The organism is Streptomyces fuscigenes, from assembly GCF_021556455.1.
Taxonomy (GTDB): domain Bacteria; phylum Actinomycetota; class Actinomycetes; order Streptomycetales; family Streptomycetaceae; genus Streptomyces; species Streptomyces fuscigenes.
In genome coordinates this window covers 1-16,191 of record NZ_JAKGCV010000089.1, presented here as the reverse complement: position 1 = coordinate 16,191, position 16,191 = coordinate 1, and the positions used below count along the sequence as shown (strand labels likewise).

Genomic DNA, 16,191 nt, shown 5'->3' with positions numbered 1-16,191 from the left:
GGCCGCGGGGGGGGGCGTACGGGGCCGTGGGCGGCCCGGCGCCGGTTCGCGCTCGGCGCCCTCCGGGCGGCCCGTGCGCCCCGCCCGGCGCGGGGGCTCGCGGCTCCGGCACGTCGGCCGGGCGGCTCGCCGCCCTTGCAGGTCCCGCCGCCCCGGCCGCCACAAGCTCCCGCGCCCCCCGCCCCGGCCGCTCACCACCCCCGTACGTCCCCCGTCAGCCCAGCGCCAGCTCCGGCTTGTACAGGTCCAGCCAGATGGACAGGTCGAGCGTGCGCTCCAGGGCGGGCCGTGCGGACCGGCCCGCCGTGCTCGTGTCCCCGCCGGCCGCCTGCTCGACCGCCGTCCGGTCGAGCAGGTCGAAGACCGGGTGCGAGGGCTGGGCGAGCAGTTCCTTGACGTGGTGCTGGAGGGCCACGGCGTACCCGGGGTCCTGGGTGGACGGGTAGGGGCTCTTGACGCGGTCGTACACGGAGCGGGGCAGCACGTCCGCCGTCGCCTCCCGCAGCAGGCTCTTCTCCCGGCCGTCGAACGACTTCAGCGCCCAGGGGGTGTTGTAGACGTACTCGACGAGGCGGTGGTCGCAGAACGGCACGCGCACCTCCAGGCCCACCGCCATGCTCATCCGGTCCTTGCGGTCGAGCAGGATGCGCACGAACCGGGTGAGGTGCAGGTTGCAGATCACGCGCATCCGGTACTCGAAGTCGCTCTCGCCGGTGAGGCGTTCTACGCCCGCCACGGCGTCGGCGTAGCTGTCGCGGACGTAGGAGCCGAGATCCATCGCGTCCGTCAGCTCCGGCCGCAGCACGCCGAGCGGCGCCGTGCCGGGCAGGCCGGGGCCGCCCGCCGCCCGCAGGCGGGCGAAGTGCGCGAGCCAGGGGAACGTCTCGCCCTTGCGGGCCTCCTCGTCGAAGAACTGGCGGTAGCCGCCGAAGACCTCGTCCGCCGACTCGCCGCTCAGCGCGACCGTCGAGTGCCCCCTGATGGCCTTGAACAGCGAGTACAGGGACGCGTCCATGTCGCCCATGCCCATGGGGATGTCGCGGGCGCCGATGACCCGGGCGCGCACCTCGGGGTCGGCGAGCGTCTCGGAGTCGAGGACGATGTCCTGGTGGTTCGTGCCCGAGTGGCGGGCCACGTCGTGGACGAACGGCGTGTCGGGCGTGGGCCGGAACTCGTCCGCGACGAAGTTCTCGGTCTGGCCCACGAAGTCGACGGCGAAGGTGTTGAGCTTCTCCCCGCCCGCCGCCGCCAGCTGCCGGGCCGCCAGGGCGGTCAGCGCCGACGAGTCGAGGCCGCCGGAGAGCAGGACGCAGCGCGGCACGTCGGCGACGAGCTGGCGCCGCACGATGTCGTCGAGGAGGGTGCGCACCCGCGCGACCGTCGTGTCGCGGTCGTCAGTGTGCGGCCGCGTCGACAGCGACCAGTACGTGTGGGTCCGTACGCCCGCGCGGTCCACGGTCACGACCGTGCCGGGCTCCACCTCGCGCATGCCGTCCCAGATGGCCTGCCCCGGCGTCTTCACGAAGGCGAAGACCTCGCGCAGGCCGTCGAGCGTGAGCCGCCGGGGGGCGAGCGGGTTGGCGAGGATCGCCTTGGGCTCGGAGCCGAACAGCACGCCGTCGGCCGTCGGGAGGTAGTAGAAGGGCTTGATGCCCATGCGGTCACGGACCATCACCAGGCGCTGTTCGCGCTCGTCCCAGACGGCGAACGCGTACATGCCGTTCAGCCGCTCGGCCACCGCCGCGCCCCACTCCAGGTAGCCGTGCAGGACGACCTCGGTGTCGGAGTCGGTGGTGAACCGGTGGCCGCGGGCGGTGAGTTCCTCGCGCAGTTCGGTGAAGTTGTACGCCTCGCCCGAGTACACCATGGCGAGGGTGCCGCGGGGCGTGTCCAGGGTCATGGGCTGCCGCCCGCCGGGCAGGTCGATGATCGCGAGCCTGCGGTGGCCGAGGGCGACCGGGCCGGCGCTCCAGACGCCGGAGTCGTCGGGGCCGCGGCAGGCCATCGTCGCGGTCATCGCGTCGACGGTCGCGGCCGCCTCGGGGGCGCGCAGGTCACGGTCGTAGGAGAGCCATCCGGTGATGCCGCACATGGGTCACTTCCGCTCTGTCTGTGGGGGGAGAGGGGCACGTGGTGCGGGGCCGGCGCCGCGGGCGGGCGCGGCGGACCTGCCGGTGCCGCCGCCGTGCCGCGGAGCCGCCTCCGAGACAGGTTGTTGCATCTACCATCTATCCACGCGGGGGCCGGTTCGCGCAAGATCGCCGGGGGCGCACGGGGGCGCGCGCTCCCCGGCGCCCTCTCCGGGGCGCCCGTGACGGATCCACCGCGCCCCTCCCGGGAGCGGCGCCGCGCGGAGGGCGGATCCCCGCCACCGGGCGGGCCTCGGGCATGGCCGGATGCGGCCACTGGCGGGACGCCGCGGTTCATGCCTGTGCCGTCGTCAACTCATCACTTCGAGCGAAACATTGGCCCATGCTTGCGACCCTCAACCGTGTGTTGCCAGTCTGTTGCTGTCTGTCAACTCTGAGGGAGTGGCCCGTGGCATTCGGTGAGCAGCCCGCCTATCTGCGCGTCGCCGGGGACCTTCGGCAGAAGATCGTCGACGGGGTACTGCCGCCGCACACCCGGCTTCCGTCCCAGGCCCGCATCCGCGAGGAGTACGGGGTCTCCGACACGGTCGCCCTTGAGGCGCGCAAGGTGCTCATGGCGGAGGGGCTGGTCGAGGGGCGCTCGGGCTCCGGCACGTACGTGCGGGAGCGGCCGGTGCCCCGCCGCATCGCGCGCTCCGGCTACCGGCCCGCGACGGGCTCCAGCCCGTTCCGGCAGGAGCAGGCGGACGAGGGCGTGCGCGGCACCTGGGAGTCCCGCAGCGAGCAGGAGGACGCGTCGCCGGAGATCGCCGCGCGGCTCGGCATCGCGGCGGGCGAGCGCGTGATGCGCACGCGGTACGTGTACCGGGGCGACGGCGACCCGGTGATGCTGTCCACGTCCTGGGAGCCCCTCGCCCTCACCGGCCGCACGCCGGTCATGCTGCCCGAGGAGGGCCCGCTCGGCGGCTGCGGCGTCGTGGAGCGCATGGCCGCGATCGACGTCGTCGTGGACAACGTGCTGGAGGAGGTCGGGGCGCGCCCGGGCCTCGCCGAGGAGCTCCTGACGCTCGGCGGGGTGCCCGGCCATGTCGTGATGGTCCTGGAGCGCACGTACTACGCGTCGGGCCGCGCGGTCGAGACCGCGGACGTGATCGTGCCGGCCGATCGCTTCCGGATCGGCTACCACCTCTCCGTGAAGTGACGCGCGGGGTGAGGTGACGCGCGGGCCGGCTCTCCCGGGGCCGCCCCGCGGGTCCGGGCAGCCGTCGCGGGACCGGCGAGACGGACTCGCCCGGGTGGGGCGCGCGCCGGCGCACTTCCGGCGCGTTCGGGGGCGTATCAGGGGGCGTACGGGCCTGTCGTGCGACCGCATTTTTCGGTGCATTGTTGGCCGGAAGTTGCCTCTTCGTGCAATAGCGCATCCGCTGCGTGAGGGTCGGGCGTACGCTCCGGCATATGCGCATTGGGGTTACCTGGGGACGCTCGACGCGTCCGGACATACGCGTGCTCGGCATACGCGTGCCGGACGTACCGGCGGGGGAGGTGCGGGCGTGAACGACGGTGCCGCCGTGCTGCCCTGGCAGGTGATACGCGACGACGACAACGGCAACCGCTACCGGGTCGCGTGGTACGCCACCCGTGACGAGGCCCAGCGGATGGCCGAGACCCTCGACGGCCACGACCAGGGTCCCGTCTACTGCGTCGAGCGGCTGGAGCGGAACCCGGCATAGGCTCCGGCGCATGACGGAGCAGGACAGGACGGTGCGCGTGGTGGTGGCGGGCGCCGTGTACGACGGCGGCCGGCTGCTGGCGGCCCGCCGCAGCGCGCCTCCCGAGCTGGCCGGCCGGTGGGAGCTGCCCGGCGGCAAGGTGGAGCCGGGCGAGCGGCCCGAGGACGCGCTCGTGCGCGAACTGCGCGAGGAACTCGGCATCGAGGCGGAGCCGGTGGCGCGCGTGCCCGGGGCGTGGCCGCTCGGCCGCGGCTACGAGCTGCGGGTCTGGACGGCGCGACTGGTCTCCGGGGAGCCCCGGCCGCTGCAGGACCACGACGCGCTGGCGTGGGTGACGGCGTCACAGGCGCTCCCCGACGCCCCTCCCGGACTGGATATCCCGAAGGTTCTGGATGTCCCGGACATTCCGGATATCGTGCAGATCTGCATGAACGCGGACGAGTCGGATGTATCGGGCAACTCCCCTTCGCTGAACGGCGCGGAACCCGAGCCCGCCCCTTCCGTGCCGCCTCGTCCCGAGCCTGCCCCTTCCGTGCCACCCCGTCCCGAGCCCGCCCCCGAGGCCGCCCCTTCCCTGCCCGCCCCGGCCGCGGGCCCCCGGGGCGGGGAGCGGGTGGACTGGCTGGACGCCGACCGTCCCGCCGTCCGTGCCGTACTCGACCTGCTGGGACCGGCCCTGACCTGGGACGGGCCGGCCCGCGATCGCTGACGCCGGGCCATCTGCCCCCCGGCCGGGGCTCGGGCGGCCCCGGCGCGCCGCCGGTGCACCCGCGGGCGAACGGGATCGTTCCGTGCGTCCGATGCCCGGCGGGCCCCCCGCCCGAGCCCCCGCGCGCCCCCCGCGGACACCTCTCGCGCCCCCCGCTCAGCGGTGTGCCCGCGCGTATGGGACCGTCGTTCGGGCATAACGCATATCAGGGGACGTGGCGGCTTCTTGGCGGTATCCGTACGGAGCTTGCCCCGTCCCTTGCCACGTGGGGCGGTATTTTAGGTCTATTTTCGGGTATGGGCAGTTTGATCCCCGGAACAAACGAGACAGCGGGGGGCGTCGCGTGCTGTGGGAAGTGGTCGGGTTGATCGACACCGAGGACGAATCCGCCGAGTGGATTCTGCCGGCCGAGCCCGGCGCCGTGCGCGTCGCCCGCCACGACGTGCGGGACACGCTGCGCGCCTGGAGGCTGCAGCCGAGCGTGGAGGACATGGCGATGCTGCTGGTCAGCGAGCTGGTCACGAATTCGCTGACCTATGCTCCCGGCCCCATCGGCATGCGGTTGGAGATGCGCTCGCTGCCCGACCAGGAGGAGGTCCTCCTGGTCGAGATCTCCGACCAGCGCCCCGAGGCCCCCGTGGTGCAGCGGGAGCCCGGCCCGGAGGACGAGCGCGGGCGGGGACTCCAGCTCGTGGCGAGTTCCGCACGTCGCTGGGGCACGCGACGGGGCAAGACAGGTAAGACCGTGTGGTTCGAGCTGCCTCTCCATGGTTAGAAGTCACAAAGGACGACGGTCGCAGCGGGTTTCACGCAGGTCCGGAGAGAACGAGACCTTGCTGTGATCGTGAACGCCGTGTCAGCCGGGCCCGTGGTACTGAATACTGCGGGGCATGGCCGGTCCGGTGCGTGAGCTGGAGGGGACGGTCGCGTGAGCGAGACACCAGAGATGCCAGATGCGACGGGCGACGACGTCGTATGGCAGAGCAGCCCGCCCGGCTCCATCTACGAGCACGTCAGGGTGGCTTCCTTCTCGATCGGCCCGGACGGCCTGATCGACCAGTGGAGCGCCCGGGCGGCGGAACTCTTCGGCCTCTCGGCCCAGGAGGTGCGGAGCAAGGACCCGCTGGAGGTCTTCGTACCTCCCGAGTTCCGCGCCAGGGGCCACCGCAAACTCAGCGAGATCCTGGACGGCAAGGAGTGGACCGGCCTGGTCCCCTACCTGCGGCCGTCCGGCGAGGGCTCCGGCGGGGGCCGGCAGCACAGCCTGGCCGAGGTCTACGTGATGCCCAGTGAGACGGATCAGGGCGAACGGGGCGCCCTCTGCATCGCCGTCGATGTGCGCGCACTGCGTCGGATCGAGACCGACCTTGCCTCTTCGCAGGCGATTTTCGGCCAATCTCCTTTCGGGTTCATCCTGTTCGGCAGGGACCTCTCCGTGCAGCGCGTCAACCAGCGCTTCGTCACGGTCTTCGGCGGGCGGGCCTCGGAGCACCGCGGCCGCTCGCCCCACGACTACCTCGACATCGGCGAGGCCGAGCGCCTGGAGGCCGCGCTGGGCCGCGTCCTGGAGACGGGCGACCCGGTGGTCGAGTTCAAGATCGTCGGGCCGCGGCCGGGCGACGGGAGCGAACGCCGGCACTGGTCGCTCAACCTCTACCGGGTGGGCATGGGCGCGGGCCGCACGCTCGGCGTGGCCGCCATCGGCACGGACATCACGAACCGTCACGTCGCCGCGCGCGAGGCGGCCAGCGCCCGCCGCAACCTCGCCCTGCTCAACGAGGCCAGCGCGCGGATCGGCAACTCGCTCGACCTGGAGACCACCGCCCGCGAACTGCTGGGCGTCGCGGTGCCCAACTTCTGCGACATAGCCTCCGTCGACCTCTACCAGTCGCTGCTGACGGGCGAGGAGGCCCCGCCCGGCCGCTGGGCGGCCTCCGCCAAGGAGTCGGGCGGCACGGCCCGCCTGCGGCGCGTCGCCTTCGCGAGCGCCGTCTCGGACGGCCCCCTGTCCGGCCTCGACGAACCGCACGACGGCTACGTCCCGCCCGAGGTCGGCGCCGTCCACCGCTTCCCGTTCGCCTCGCAGAGCGCCGGCGCGCTGCGCAGCGCGCGAGTGCGGTCGATAGCGGGCGGACCGGGCAGCCTCCTGCAGTCCACCCTCGCCGTGCCGATGGTCGCGCACGACACCGTGGTCGGACTCGTCCAGTTCTCGCGCGCCAAGGGCAGCGAGCCGTTCGGCGACCGCGACCGGGCCCTCGCCGTGGAGCTCGCGGCCCGCGCGGCCGTCTGCATCGACAACGCCCGCCTGTACCGGCGCGAGCACGAGCGCGCCCTGATCCTCCAGCGCAGCCTGCTGCCGCCCGGCGACCCGGAGGCCGCGGGCCTCGACATCGCCTGCCGCTACCTGCCGGGCAACGCGGCCACCGAGGTCGGCGGCGACTGGTTCGACGTCATCGAGCTGCCGGGCCACCGCACCGCCCTCGTCGTCGGCGACGTCATGGGCCGCGGCCTGCGCGCCGCCGTCGCCATGGGCGAACTGCGCACGGCGGTGCGGACGCTGGCGCTGCTGGACCTGGAGCCCGCCGAGGTGCTCGGCGCGCTGGACGAGATCGCGAACGGCCTCGGCTCGCCCAACGGCGCGCAGCGGGCCTCCCGCGTCGCCCACAAGGCGCACGACGCCGACCTCGCCGAGGTCTACCTCGCGACCTGCGTCTACGCGGTGTACGACCCGGTCACCCGGCGCTGCACCTTCGCCAACGCGGGCCACCCGCCGCCCGTGCTCGTGGAGCCGGGCGAGAAGGCGCTGCTGCTGGACGTGCCGCCGGGCGTGCCGCTCGGCGTCGGCGGCGAACCCTTCGAGCAGGTCGAGGTCGAACTGTCGGAGAACTCGCTGCTCGCGCTCTACACCGACGGCCTCGTGGAGTCCCGCGACCAGACCCTCGAGGAGGGGCTGACCGCGTTCCGCGCCTCGCTCGCGCACGCCGAGCGCCCGCTGGAGGACGTCGCCGACCACGTGCTCTCCACGCTGGAGACCGGCCACGGGCAGGACGACATCGCCCTGCTCATGGCCCGCATCCAGGGCCTGCCCGCCGAGGCCGTCGGCGACTGGCGGCTGCCGCGCGAGCCGCGCTCCGTGGGCCGGGCCCGTGAGTACGCCCGCGCCCAGCTGCTCGCCTGGGACCTCGAACCGCTGGTCGACACCGTCGAGTTGCTGGTCAGCGAGCTCGTCACGAACGCGATGCGCTACGGCGAGGGCGAGATCAGACTCCGGCTGCTGCGGGACCGCACCCTTGTCTGCGAGGTGTGGGACGCCGGACTCGTGCAGCCGCGCCGCCGCCGCGCCCGGGACACCGACGAGGGCGGCCGGGGACTCCAGCTCGTGGGCATGCTCAGCTCCGCCTGGGGCTCGCGGCGCACGCCCCGGGGCAAGACGGTCTGGTTCGAGCTGGCCCTTCCGGGCAGCGCGAGCGCCTCGGAGCCGACGGTGGAGCAGCTGCTGAGCATGTTCTGAGGGCGGCCCGGCCCCGTCCCGCGCGGGACGCCGGAAGGCCGGATCGCCGACGAGGGCGCCGGGCCACCGGAACGCCGGGCCGCTCGATCGCCGACGAGGGCGCCGGGCCACCGACGGGCCGCGCGGCCGCCGCCCGGCGCGGGGCCGCGTGTACTGATCCCGCAACGGTTGCCGCCCACGGCGGCCGATCCCCGCCGCACCGCCCGTACGCTGGGCCCCTCGCGGCCTTCGGGGCCGTGACCTGGGGAGGGGGCTCGCGGTGCCGGACCGTGGAAGCGGACGCGGACGGATGGCGGCGCTGGGCCGCGCGTGGCGCGCGCCGCGGGCGAGGTGGCCGCGGCGGATCGCGGTGATCGTCGCCGCGCTGGTCGTCGTGCCGGTCGTCACGGCGGGGGCCGCGCTGCGCGTCACGTACATGGGCGACCTCCAGGACGGCACCCGCACGCGCGGCCGGGACGCGATCTGGATGGGCCACGCCTGGGTCGACGGCCGCAAGGACGACGCCGACCTCGCCGCGTTCGCCCGCCGGATCAAGGGCACCGGCATCCGCGACCTGTACGTGCACGCCGGGCCGCTGGAGCACGACGGGACGCTGCCCGCCGCCCGCTACTCCCGGGCGTCGTGGCTGATCGCCGCCGTGCACCGCACCATGCCGGGCGTGCGGGTGCACGCCTGGCTCGGCGACGTCCTCGCCACCGAGGGCCCCGAGGGCCTGCGGCTGTCGCGCGCCGCGACGCGGGAGGCCGTGCTCGGCTCCGCCCGCCAGGTGCTGGACGCCGGATTCGACGGGGTCCACCTCGACCTGGAGCCGCTGCACTCGGGCGACCGCGACTTCCTGCTCCTCCTCGACGAGGTGCACGCTCTGACCCGCGGCCGCGGCGCGCTCCTCTCGGTGGCCACCGCCCAGATCGACCCGGTGCCGTCGCTGCACGCGGCCGCCCGCGCGGTCACCGGCCACCCCAAGTGGTGGTCGCAGGCGTACTTCCACCAGGTGGCGCTCCGCGTCGACCAGGTGGCGGTCATGTCGTACGACACGGCCATGCCGCTGCAGTCGCTGTACGGCGGGTACGTCGCCCACCAGACCGCCCTCGCGCTCGAGGCCACGCCCGAGGCGACCGACCTGCTGATGGGGCTGCCCTTCTACCGCGAGGAGGACATGAGCCACCACGGCTACGCGGAGACCCCGGCGGCGGCCGTGCACGGCCTGCGGCTGGCCCTCGGCCGCGACGACGTCCACCGTGAGCGCTTCGGCGTCGCCCTGTACGTCGACTTCGCCGCCACGGAGAGCGACTGGGCGGCCTACCGCGACGGGTGGGGCGCCACCTCCCGCGCCTGAGGGCGCCCGTACGCGACGCTCCGGGTGAGCTAAGGAACAGCAGGCAAACTTGCAAGGTTGCCTGTCTGTTTCGTAGCCTTGACATATGGCCGATACGTCAGGAAACCCCACGTCGGAGCAGGTGGCAGCGGACATCGCCGCCGTCACCGGGCTGCTGGCGCGGCGCCTGAGGTCGACCTCGGCGGCCACCGGGCTCACGGCCTCCCAGCGCTCCGCGCTGGTCCGGATCAACGACGACGGCCCCTCCACGACGGCCGCCCTCGCCCGCGCCGAGCACATCAGGCCCCAGTCCATGCGGCTGACGCTCGGCGTGCTGGAGGAGCAGGGCCTCATCGAGCGGGCCCCGGATCCCAGCGACGGCAGGCAGTCCGTCGTCTCGGCCACGGAACACGGCCGCACCGTCCTCGCGGGCGTGCGGGCCGCCAAGCAGACCTGGCTGTCAAAGGTGATCGCCGAGGAACTCGACGCGGACGACCGCCGCACCCTGGCCACGGCCGCGGCCCTGCTGCGACGACTGACCGAGAAGTGAGAGCACGGCCCCAGTGAGCACCACCGGCACCCACGCACGCCGTACGGACGGAGGCGACGACACGTCATCACCGGCACACGACACCACCCCCCACCCCGGCACGACCGGGACCGGCCCGACCGGGACCGGCACGACCGGGACCGGCCCGAACGGACCCGGCGGCGCCGGCCCGGACCGCGCAGGCGCCTCCGGCCCCGACGCCGGGGGGACCGGCCGGGGCGCGGCGGCAGGCCCCGGCAGGGACCGGGGGTTCGCCGGGCGGCTGACCCTCCCGCTTCTGATGGGGTCGCTGCTCAACCCGCTCAACACCACGATGATCTCCACGGCCCTGGTGTCGATCGGGCACACCTTCGGCGTCGGCGCGGCCGACACGGCCTGGCTGATATCCGTCCTCTACCTCGCGAGCGCCGTGGCCCAGCCGGTGCTCGGCAAGCTCGCCGACTCCCTCGGCGCGCGCAGGGTCTTCCTCGCCGGGCTCGTCGTGGTCTTCCTCTCCGGCGTCGTCGGCACCTTCGCCCCCTCCTTCACCTGGCTGCTGGTCTCCCGCCTGCTGCTGGGCATCGGCACCTCGGCCGCCTATCCGGCGGCCATGTCCGTGCTGCGCGACGAGGGCCGCCGCGTCGGCAGGACGCCGCCCCGGCCCGTGCTCGCGCGACTGTCCTTCGCCGGACTCGGCAGTGCCGCCGTCGGCCCCACACTGGGCGGGCTGCTCGTCGGGGTGTTCGGCTGGCGCGGCATCTTCGCGGTCAACCTGCCCGTCGCGCTCGCGGCCTTCGCGCTGGCGCTGGTCTTCGTGCCCAAGGACGCCACGCGCGCAGAACGGGCCGCGGCCCGCGCCGCCGACCCGGCCGCACGGGCCCAGAGTTCCGTGTGGCGCTCCGTGGACCCGCTGGGCATCGGGCTGTTCACCACCGCGCTGACGCTGCTCGCGTTCTTCCTGCTGGACCTCGGCCACCCGATCTGGTGGCTCCTCGCGCCCTTCGCCGCCGTCTCGCTCGCCCTGGGCCGCTGGCAGCTGCGCGCGAAGCAGCCGTTCATCGACCTGCGGATGCTCGCGGCCAACGGCGCGCTGGCCCGCACGTACCTGCGGCACGGCATCAGCTACCTGCTGATCTACTGCGTGATGTACGGCTTCACGCAGTGGCTGGAGGACGGCCGCGGCTTCTCGTCCTCCACGACGGGCCTGCTGATGCTGCCCATGTCCCTCGCCGCGCTGGTCTGCTCCCTGCTGGGGGCTCGCACGAAGGGGATCCGCGGCCCGCTGACCCTGGCCGCCGTGCTGCTGCTGGGCGGAGCGAGCCTGCTGGCCTTCATCGGCGGGCAGACGCCGGTCGCGCTGCTGCTCGTGGCGGGCGCCTGCTTCGGCATCCCGCAGGGCCTCATCGGCACCAGCAACCAGGCCGCCGTCCAGCACTACTCGCCTCCGGAGAGCATCGGCTCGGCCGCCGGGCTCCAGCGGACCGCGCAGTACATCGGCGCGATTGCCGCGTCGAGCCTGATCGCCCTCGCCTACGGGCAGCGCGCCACCGACAGCGGCCTGCACCTCATGGCCGTGGTATCGGCCGGCCTCGGGGTGCTGCTGATCGCGGTGACCCTCACCGACCGGGCGCTGCGACGCGGCGCCCGCACCTGAGGGGCACGGCCGACCCGAACCCCGGCGGGTACGGCACGCTCGTGCCGGGCCCGCCGGAGCACATCGAACACCGCCGTGCGGAGCGCCCTTCGCACGGATCCGACAGAGCCACACCCAAGGAGAAGAGCCTCAGATGAGCGCCACCACCCTCGACCCGAAGACCGCCCTGGTCGTCGTCGACCTGCAGAAGGGGATCGTCAACCTGCCCACCGTGCACTCCGCCGACGAGGTGGTGGAGCGGTCCGCGAGGCTGGCCGCCGCGTTCCGCGCCAAGGGCCTGCCCGTGGTGTTCGTGCGCGTCACCGGCGGCGCCCCGGGCCGCACCGAGTCGGCCGGTTCCGCGGGCCGGCCGCCGGCCGACTGGGCCGACCTGGTCGAAGGCCTCGGCAAGGAGGACGGCGACATCGTCGTCACCAAGCAGGTGTGGGGGGCCTTCCACGGCACCGACCTGGACCTCCAGCTGCGCCGCCGCGGCGTGACGCAGGTCGTCCTGACCGGCATCGCCACCAGCATCGGCGTCGAGAACACCGCGCGTGCGGCCTACGAGCACGGCTACAACGTCACCGTCGCGACGGACGCCGTCACGGACATGAGCGCCGAGACGCACCAGAACGCCGTGGAGCGGATCTTCCCGCGCCTGGGCGAGACGGACACGACCGACGCGATCATCAAGCTCCTCGGCTGACGGTCGGCAGTACGGCACCGGCCCGCATGCCTGCGCGGCGTGCGGGCCGGTGCCGATCCGGCCCGTGCGCGAGCCCCCGCGGCTCAGGTGTCGCGCCCGCGCCGCCGGATCTTGTTGCCGAGCCACACCAGCGGGTCGTACGCGCGGTCCACCGCCCGCTCCTTCAGCGGGATCAGCGCGTTGTCGGTGATCTTGATGCCCTCCGGGCACACCTCCGTGCAGCACTTGGTGATGTTGCAGTAGCCGAGTCCGTGCTCGTCCTGCGCCGTGCGCTTGCGGTCGAGTCCGCTCTCCTCGGCCGCGTCGAGCGGATGCATGTCGAGTTCCGCCACCCGCATGAGGAAGCGGGGCCCGGCGAAGGCGGCCTTGTTCTCCTCGTGGTCGCGCACCACGTGGCAGGTGTTCTGGCACAGGTAGCACTCGATGCACTTGCGGAACTCCTGCGAGCGGTCCACGTCGACCTGGCTCATCCGGTACTCGCCCGCCGCGAGCCCGGGCGGCGGCACGAACGCCGGCACCTCGCGGGCCTTCTCGTAGTTGAACGACACGTCCGTCACCAGGTCCCGTACGACCGGGAAGGCCCGCAGCGGGGTCACCGTCACCGTCTCGTCCCGCGCGAAGTCCGACATGCGCGTCATGCACATCAGCCGGGGCCGCCCGTTGACCTCGGCGCTGCACGAACCGCACTTGCCCGCCTTGCAGTTCCAGCGCACGGCCAGGTCCGAGGCCTGCGTCGCCTGGATGCGGTGGATGATGTCGAGGACCACCTCGCCGTCGTTCACCTCGACGCGGAAGTCCCGCAGCCCGCCGCCGCCCGCGTCGCCCCGCCACACCCGGAAGTGCGCCCGGTACGCCGCCTCCGGCGCCCCCGCCGTCTCCGCTCCGGCCGCGGACGGCCCCGCCCCTGCCCCCGCGTCCCCGTTCGTGCCCGTGTGCGTGCTCACTCGTGGAACTCCTCCTCGGCGAGGTACTTGACCAGCTCCTCCTTCTCGAAGAGGGCCAGCAGATCGGGGCGTATCGGCGGGGTCTCCTGCCGCGACAGGGTGATCTGACCCCGCTCGGGACCGGTGGCCGCGAGGCCGCCGGACGGGTCCGCCAGCGAGCAGTGCAGGTTGACCCGGCGCCAGCGGGCCTCCATGCCCGGCCAGTCCTCGCGGGTGTGGCCGCCCCGGCTCTCCGTGCGCTCCAGGGCCGCGCGCGCGACGCACTCGCTGACCAGGAGCATGTTGCGCAGGTCGAGCGCGAGGTGCCAGCCCGGATTGAACTGCCGGTGCCCCTCGACGCCGGCCCGGCGCGCCCGTGCCCGCAGCCTGCCGAGCCGCTCCAGGGCCTCCTCCATCTCGCCGGCCCGCCGGATGATGCCGACCAGGTCGTTCATCGCCTGCTGCAGTTCCTGGTGCAGCGTGTACGGGTTCTCCGCGGGCGTCGGCGCGCCCGCCCCCGGCTGCCCGGCGCCGGGCGCGGACTCCTCCGCGCTGAACGGGCGCAGCGCCTCCGCCGCCGCGGCGTCGACCTGCTGCTCGTCGACCTGCGGCGGCACCGCGAGCGAGGCCGCGTAGCGCGCCGCGTACAGCCCCGCCCTCCGCCCGAACACCAGCAGGTCGGAGAGGGAGTTGCCGCCCAGGCGGTTGGAGCCGTGCATGCCGCCCGCGACCTCGCCGGCCGCGTACAGCCCGGGCACGCCGAGCGCGGCGGCCGAGTCCGAGTCCACGGCGACCCCGCCCATGACGTAGTGGCAGGTGGGGCCCACCTCCATCGCCTCGGTGGTGATGTCGACGTCCGCCAGCTCCTTGAACTGGTGGTACATCGACGGCAGCCGGCGCTTGATCACCTCCGGCGTCATGCGGGTGGAGACGTCGAGGAAGACCCCGCCGTGCGGGGAGCCGCGGCCCGCCTTGACCTCGGAGTTGATCGCGCGGGCGACCTCGTCGCGCGGGAGCAGCTCGGGCGGCCGCCGGTTGTGGTCCGGATCCTCGTACCAGCGGTCGCCCTCCTCCTCGGACTCCGCGTACTGCTCCTTGAAGACGTCGGGGACGTAGTCGAACATGAACCGCTTGCCCTCGGCGTTGCGCAGCACCCCGCCGTCGCCGCGCACCGACTCCGTGACGAGCAGGCCCTTCACCGACGGCGGCCAGATCATCCCCGTCGGGTGGAACTGCACGAACTCCATGTTGATCAGCGGCGCCCCCGCCAGCAGGGCGAGGGCGTGCCCGTCGCCCGTGTACTCCCACGAGTTGGACGTGACCTTGAACGACTTGCCGATGCCGCCCGTGGCCAGCACGACCGAGGGGGCCCCGAGGACGAAGAAGCGCCCGGACTCCCGCTCGTAGCAGAACGCGCCGGAGACCCGGTCCCCGTCCTTCAGGATCCGGGTGACCGTGCACTCCTGGAAGACCTTCAGCCGCGCCTCGTAGTCGCCGGTCTCCCGGAAGTCCTCCTGCTGCAACGAGACGATCTTCTGCTGAAGCGTCCGGATCAGCTCCAGGCCCGTGCGGTCGCCGACGTGCGCGAGGCGCGGGAACTGGTGGCCGCCGAAGTTGCGCTGGGATATCCGGCCGTCGGGTGTGCGGTCGAACAGGGCGCCCCACGTCTCCAGCTCCCAGACCCGCTCGGGCGCCTCCTTGGCGTGCAGCTCCGCCATCCGCCACTGGTTCAGGAACTTGCCGCCGCGCAGGGTGTCGCGGAAGTGCACCTCCCAGTTGTCGCCGGAGTTCACGTTGCCCATGGACGCGGCGATGCCGCCCTCGGCCATCACCGTGTGGGCCTTGCCGAACAGGGACTTGCAGATCACGGCCGTACGGGCGCCGGACTCGCGGGCGGCGATCGCGGCCCGCAGGCCCGCACCGCCCGCCCCGACGACCACGACGTCCCACTGCCCGCGTTCCGATTGCGTCATCGCTGCGCCATTTCCGGGAGCTCTCCCTGCGATTGCCGGGTGGTCTTGAGGTGCCTGCCGTACGGGGCGGTCCCGAGGCACGGGGACCGCCGGGGGGTGGTGCGCGCGTTCTAGAAGAAGCGCGGATCGGCGAAGACGCCGGACGCGACCAGGTACACGTAGAAGTCGGCGACGGCGACGCTGACGAGGGACGCCCAGGCCAGTTGCATGTGCCGCGCGTTCAGCTTCCCCACCCAGCCCCACAGCCGGTAGCGGACCGGATGCCGGGAGAAGTGCCGCAGCCTGCCGCCGACCACGTGCCGGCAGGAATGGCAGGAGAGCGTGTACGCCCAGATCAGCACGATGTTGGCCACGAAGACGAGCGATCCGAGGCCCATGTGGCCCCAGGCCGCGTGCGCGTCGCGGAACGACAGCACCGTGTCGTAGGTCAGGACGCCCGCGACCAGCAGCGCGAAGTAGAAGAAGTACCGGTGGACGTTCTGCAGGACGAGGGGGAGCCGCGTCTCGCCGCTGTACCTGGCGTGCGGCTCGGCCACCGCGCAGGCCGGCGGCGAGGACCAGAAGGCCCGGTAGTAGGCCTTGCGGTAGTAGTAGCAGGTCAGCCGGAAGCCCAGCGGGAAGATCAGGACGAGCAGCGCGGGGGACAGGCTCCACCAGCTGCCGAAGACGTCCCAGTCGGCGCCGCCCTTCATGGGCACGCAGTTGTGCGCGACGCAGGGCGAGTAGAACGGCGAGACGTAGGGCGCCGCGTAGTAGTCCGCGTTCGCGAAGGCCCGCCACACCGAGTAGGCGATGAAGCCCAGCAGCCCGGCCGCCGTGGCCGCGGGCTGCAGCCACCAGCGGTCCGTGCGCAGGTGGCGGGCGGCGAGGGCGGCGCGGCCGGGGGAGCGTACGCCCGTGCCGGGGGCGGCCGGGCCGGGGTCGGTGGTCGCGGGGGGTTCCGTGCCGGTGGCCAAGAGGTCTCCCAGGTGTGGGGCTCCCAGGGTCTTCGGTGCGGTCGGGCCGGATCAGGGAGCGGGACGGGTGCCGCGGGCCGCAGGGTCCGGTGTCCGCGGCGGCGGGCACCGGCGGG

The 16,191-nt window shown here is 73.5% G+C and carries 12 protein-coding genes and 1 pseudogene; 9 read left to right on the top strand and 4 right to left on the bottom strand.

What is annotated here, in order from left to right:
• Positions 1–214: 214 nt before the first annotated feature.
• Positions 215–2,092 (bottom strand): asparagine synthase (glutamine-hydrolyzing), encoded by a 1,878-nt coding sequence (gene asnB, locus L1885_RS10825; RefSeq protein WP_235796831.1) that lies wholly within the window; start codon positions 2,090–2,092, stop codon positions 215–217.
• Between the two features lie 446 nt (positions 2,093–2,538).
• Between asnB and L1885_RS10820 the strand changes: the two genes are divergently transcribed.
• The 9 genes and pseudogenes from L1885_RS10820 to L1885_RS10780 all read left to right on the top strand — a co-directional run bounded on the left by L1885_RS10820 (position 2,539) and on the right by L1885_RS10780 (position 12,223).
• Complete coding sequence (locus L1885_RS10820) at positions 2,539–3,291, top strand: GntR family transcriptional regulator (protein ID WP_235796830.1); 753 nt, start codon at positions 2,539–2,541, stop codon at positions 3,289–3,291.
• Positions 3,292–3,640: 349 nt separating this feature from the next.
• On the top strand, positions 3,641–3,820 hold the full coding sequence (locus L1885_RS10815) for an SPOR domain-containing protein (protein ID WP_235796829.1): 180 nt from the start codon (positions 3,641–3,643) through the stop codon (positions 3,818–3,820).
• Positions 3,821–3,830: 10 nt separating this feature from the next.
• Positions 3,831–4,158 (top strand): annotated as a pseudogene (locus L1885_RS10810) ((deoxy)nucleoside triphosphate pyrophosphohydrolase); the annotation flags it as partial.
• 726 nt (positions 4,159–4,884) lie between these two features.
• Positions 4,885–5,304, top strand: a complete 420-nt coding sequence (locus L1885_RS10805; protein ID WP_235796834.1) for an ATP-binding protein — start codon at positions 4,885–4,887, stop codon at positions 5,302–5,304.
• A gap of 171 nt (positions 5,305–5,475) precedes the next feature.
• Entirely contained in the window at positions 5,476–8,040 is a 2,565-nt protein-coding gene (locus L1885_RS10800) for a SpoIIE family protein phosphatase (RefSeq protein WP_235796833.1), read from the top strand.
• Positions 8,041–8,329: 289 nt separating this feature from the next.
• Complete coding sequence (locus L1885_RS10795) at positions 8,330–9,376, top strand: glycoside hydrolase family 18 protein (RefSeq protein ID WP_235796828.1); 1,047 nt, start codon at positions 8,330–8,332, stop codon at positions 9,374–9,376.
• Between the two features lie 85 nt (positions 9,377–9,461).
• A complete protein-coding gene (locus L1885_RS10790; protein WP_235796827.1) occupies positions 9,462–9,905 on the top strand; it encodes a MarR family winged helix-turn-helix transcriptional regulator in 444 nt (147 codons plus the stop codon).
• Positions 9,906–10,185: 280 nt separating this feature from the next.
• A complete protein-coding gene (locus tag L1885_RS10785) occupies positions 10,186–11,538 on the top strand; it encodes an MFS transporter (protein WP_235796826.1) in 1,353 nt (450 codons plus the stop codon).
• A 133-nt stretch (positions 11,539–11,671) separates the two neighbouring features.
• Positions 11,672–12,223 (top strand): isochorismatase family protein, encoded by a 552-nt coding sequence (locus L1885_RS10780; RefSeq protein ID WP_235796825.1) that lies wholly within the window; start codon positions 11,672–11,674, stop codon positions 12,221–12,223.
• A gap of 83 nt (positions 12,224–12,306) precedes the next feature.
• On the opposite strand, the gene L1885_RS10775 is transcribed toward L1885_RS10780, so the two are convergent.
• The 3 genes from L1885_RS10775 to sdhC all read right to left on the bottom strand — a co-directional run bounded on the left by L1885_RS10775 (position 12,307) and on the right by sdhC (position 16,075).
• Positions 12,307–13,167: a succinate dehydrogenase/fumarate reductase iron-sulfur subunit gene (locus L1885_RS10775; protein WP_308117302.1), complete on the bottom strand. Its 861-nt coding sequence runs from the start codon at positions 13,165–13,167 to the stop codon at positions 12,307–12,309.
• The gene (locus L1885_RS10770) at positions 13,164–15,119 is read right to left on the bottom strand and encodes a fumarate reductase/succinate dehydrogenase flavoprotein subunit (RefSeq protein WP_235796824.1); all 1,956 of its coding nucleotides are present in this window, start codon (positions 15,117–15,119) and stop codon (positions 13,164–13,166) included. Before L1885_RS10770 ends, L1885_RS10775 begins: the two co-directional genes overlap by 4 nt.
• Positions 15,120–15,229: 110 nt before the next feature.
• Complete coding sequence (sdhC, locus tag L1885_RS10765) at positions 15,230–16,075, bottom strand: succinate dehydrogenase subunit SdhC (RefSeq protein WP_235796823.1); 846 nt, start codon at positions 16,073–16,075, stop codon at positions 15,230–15,232.
• Positions 16,076–16,191: the final 116 nt, after the last annotated feature.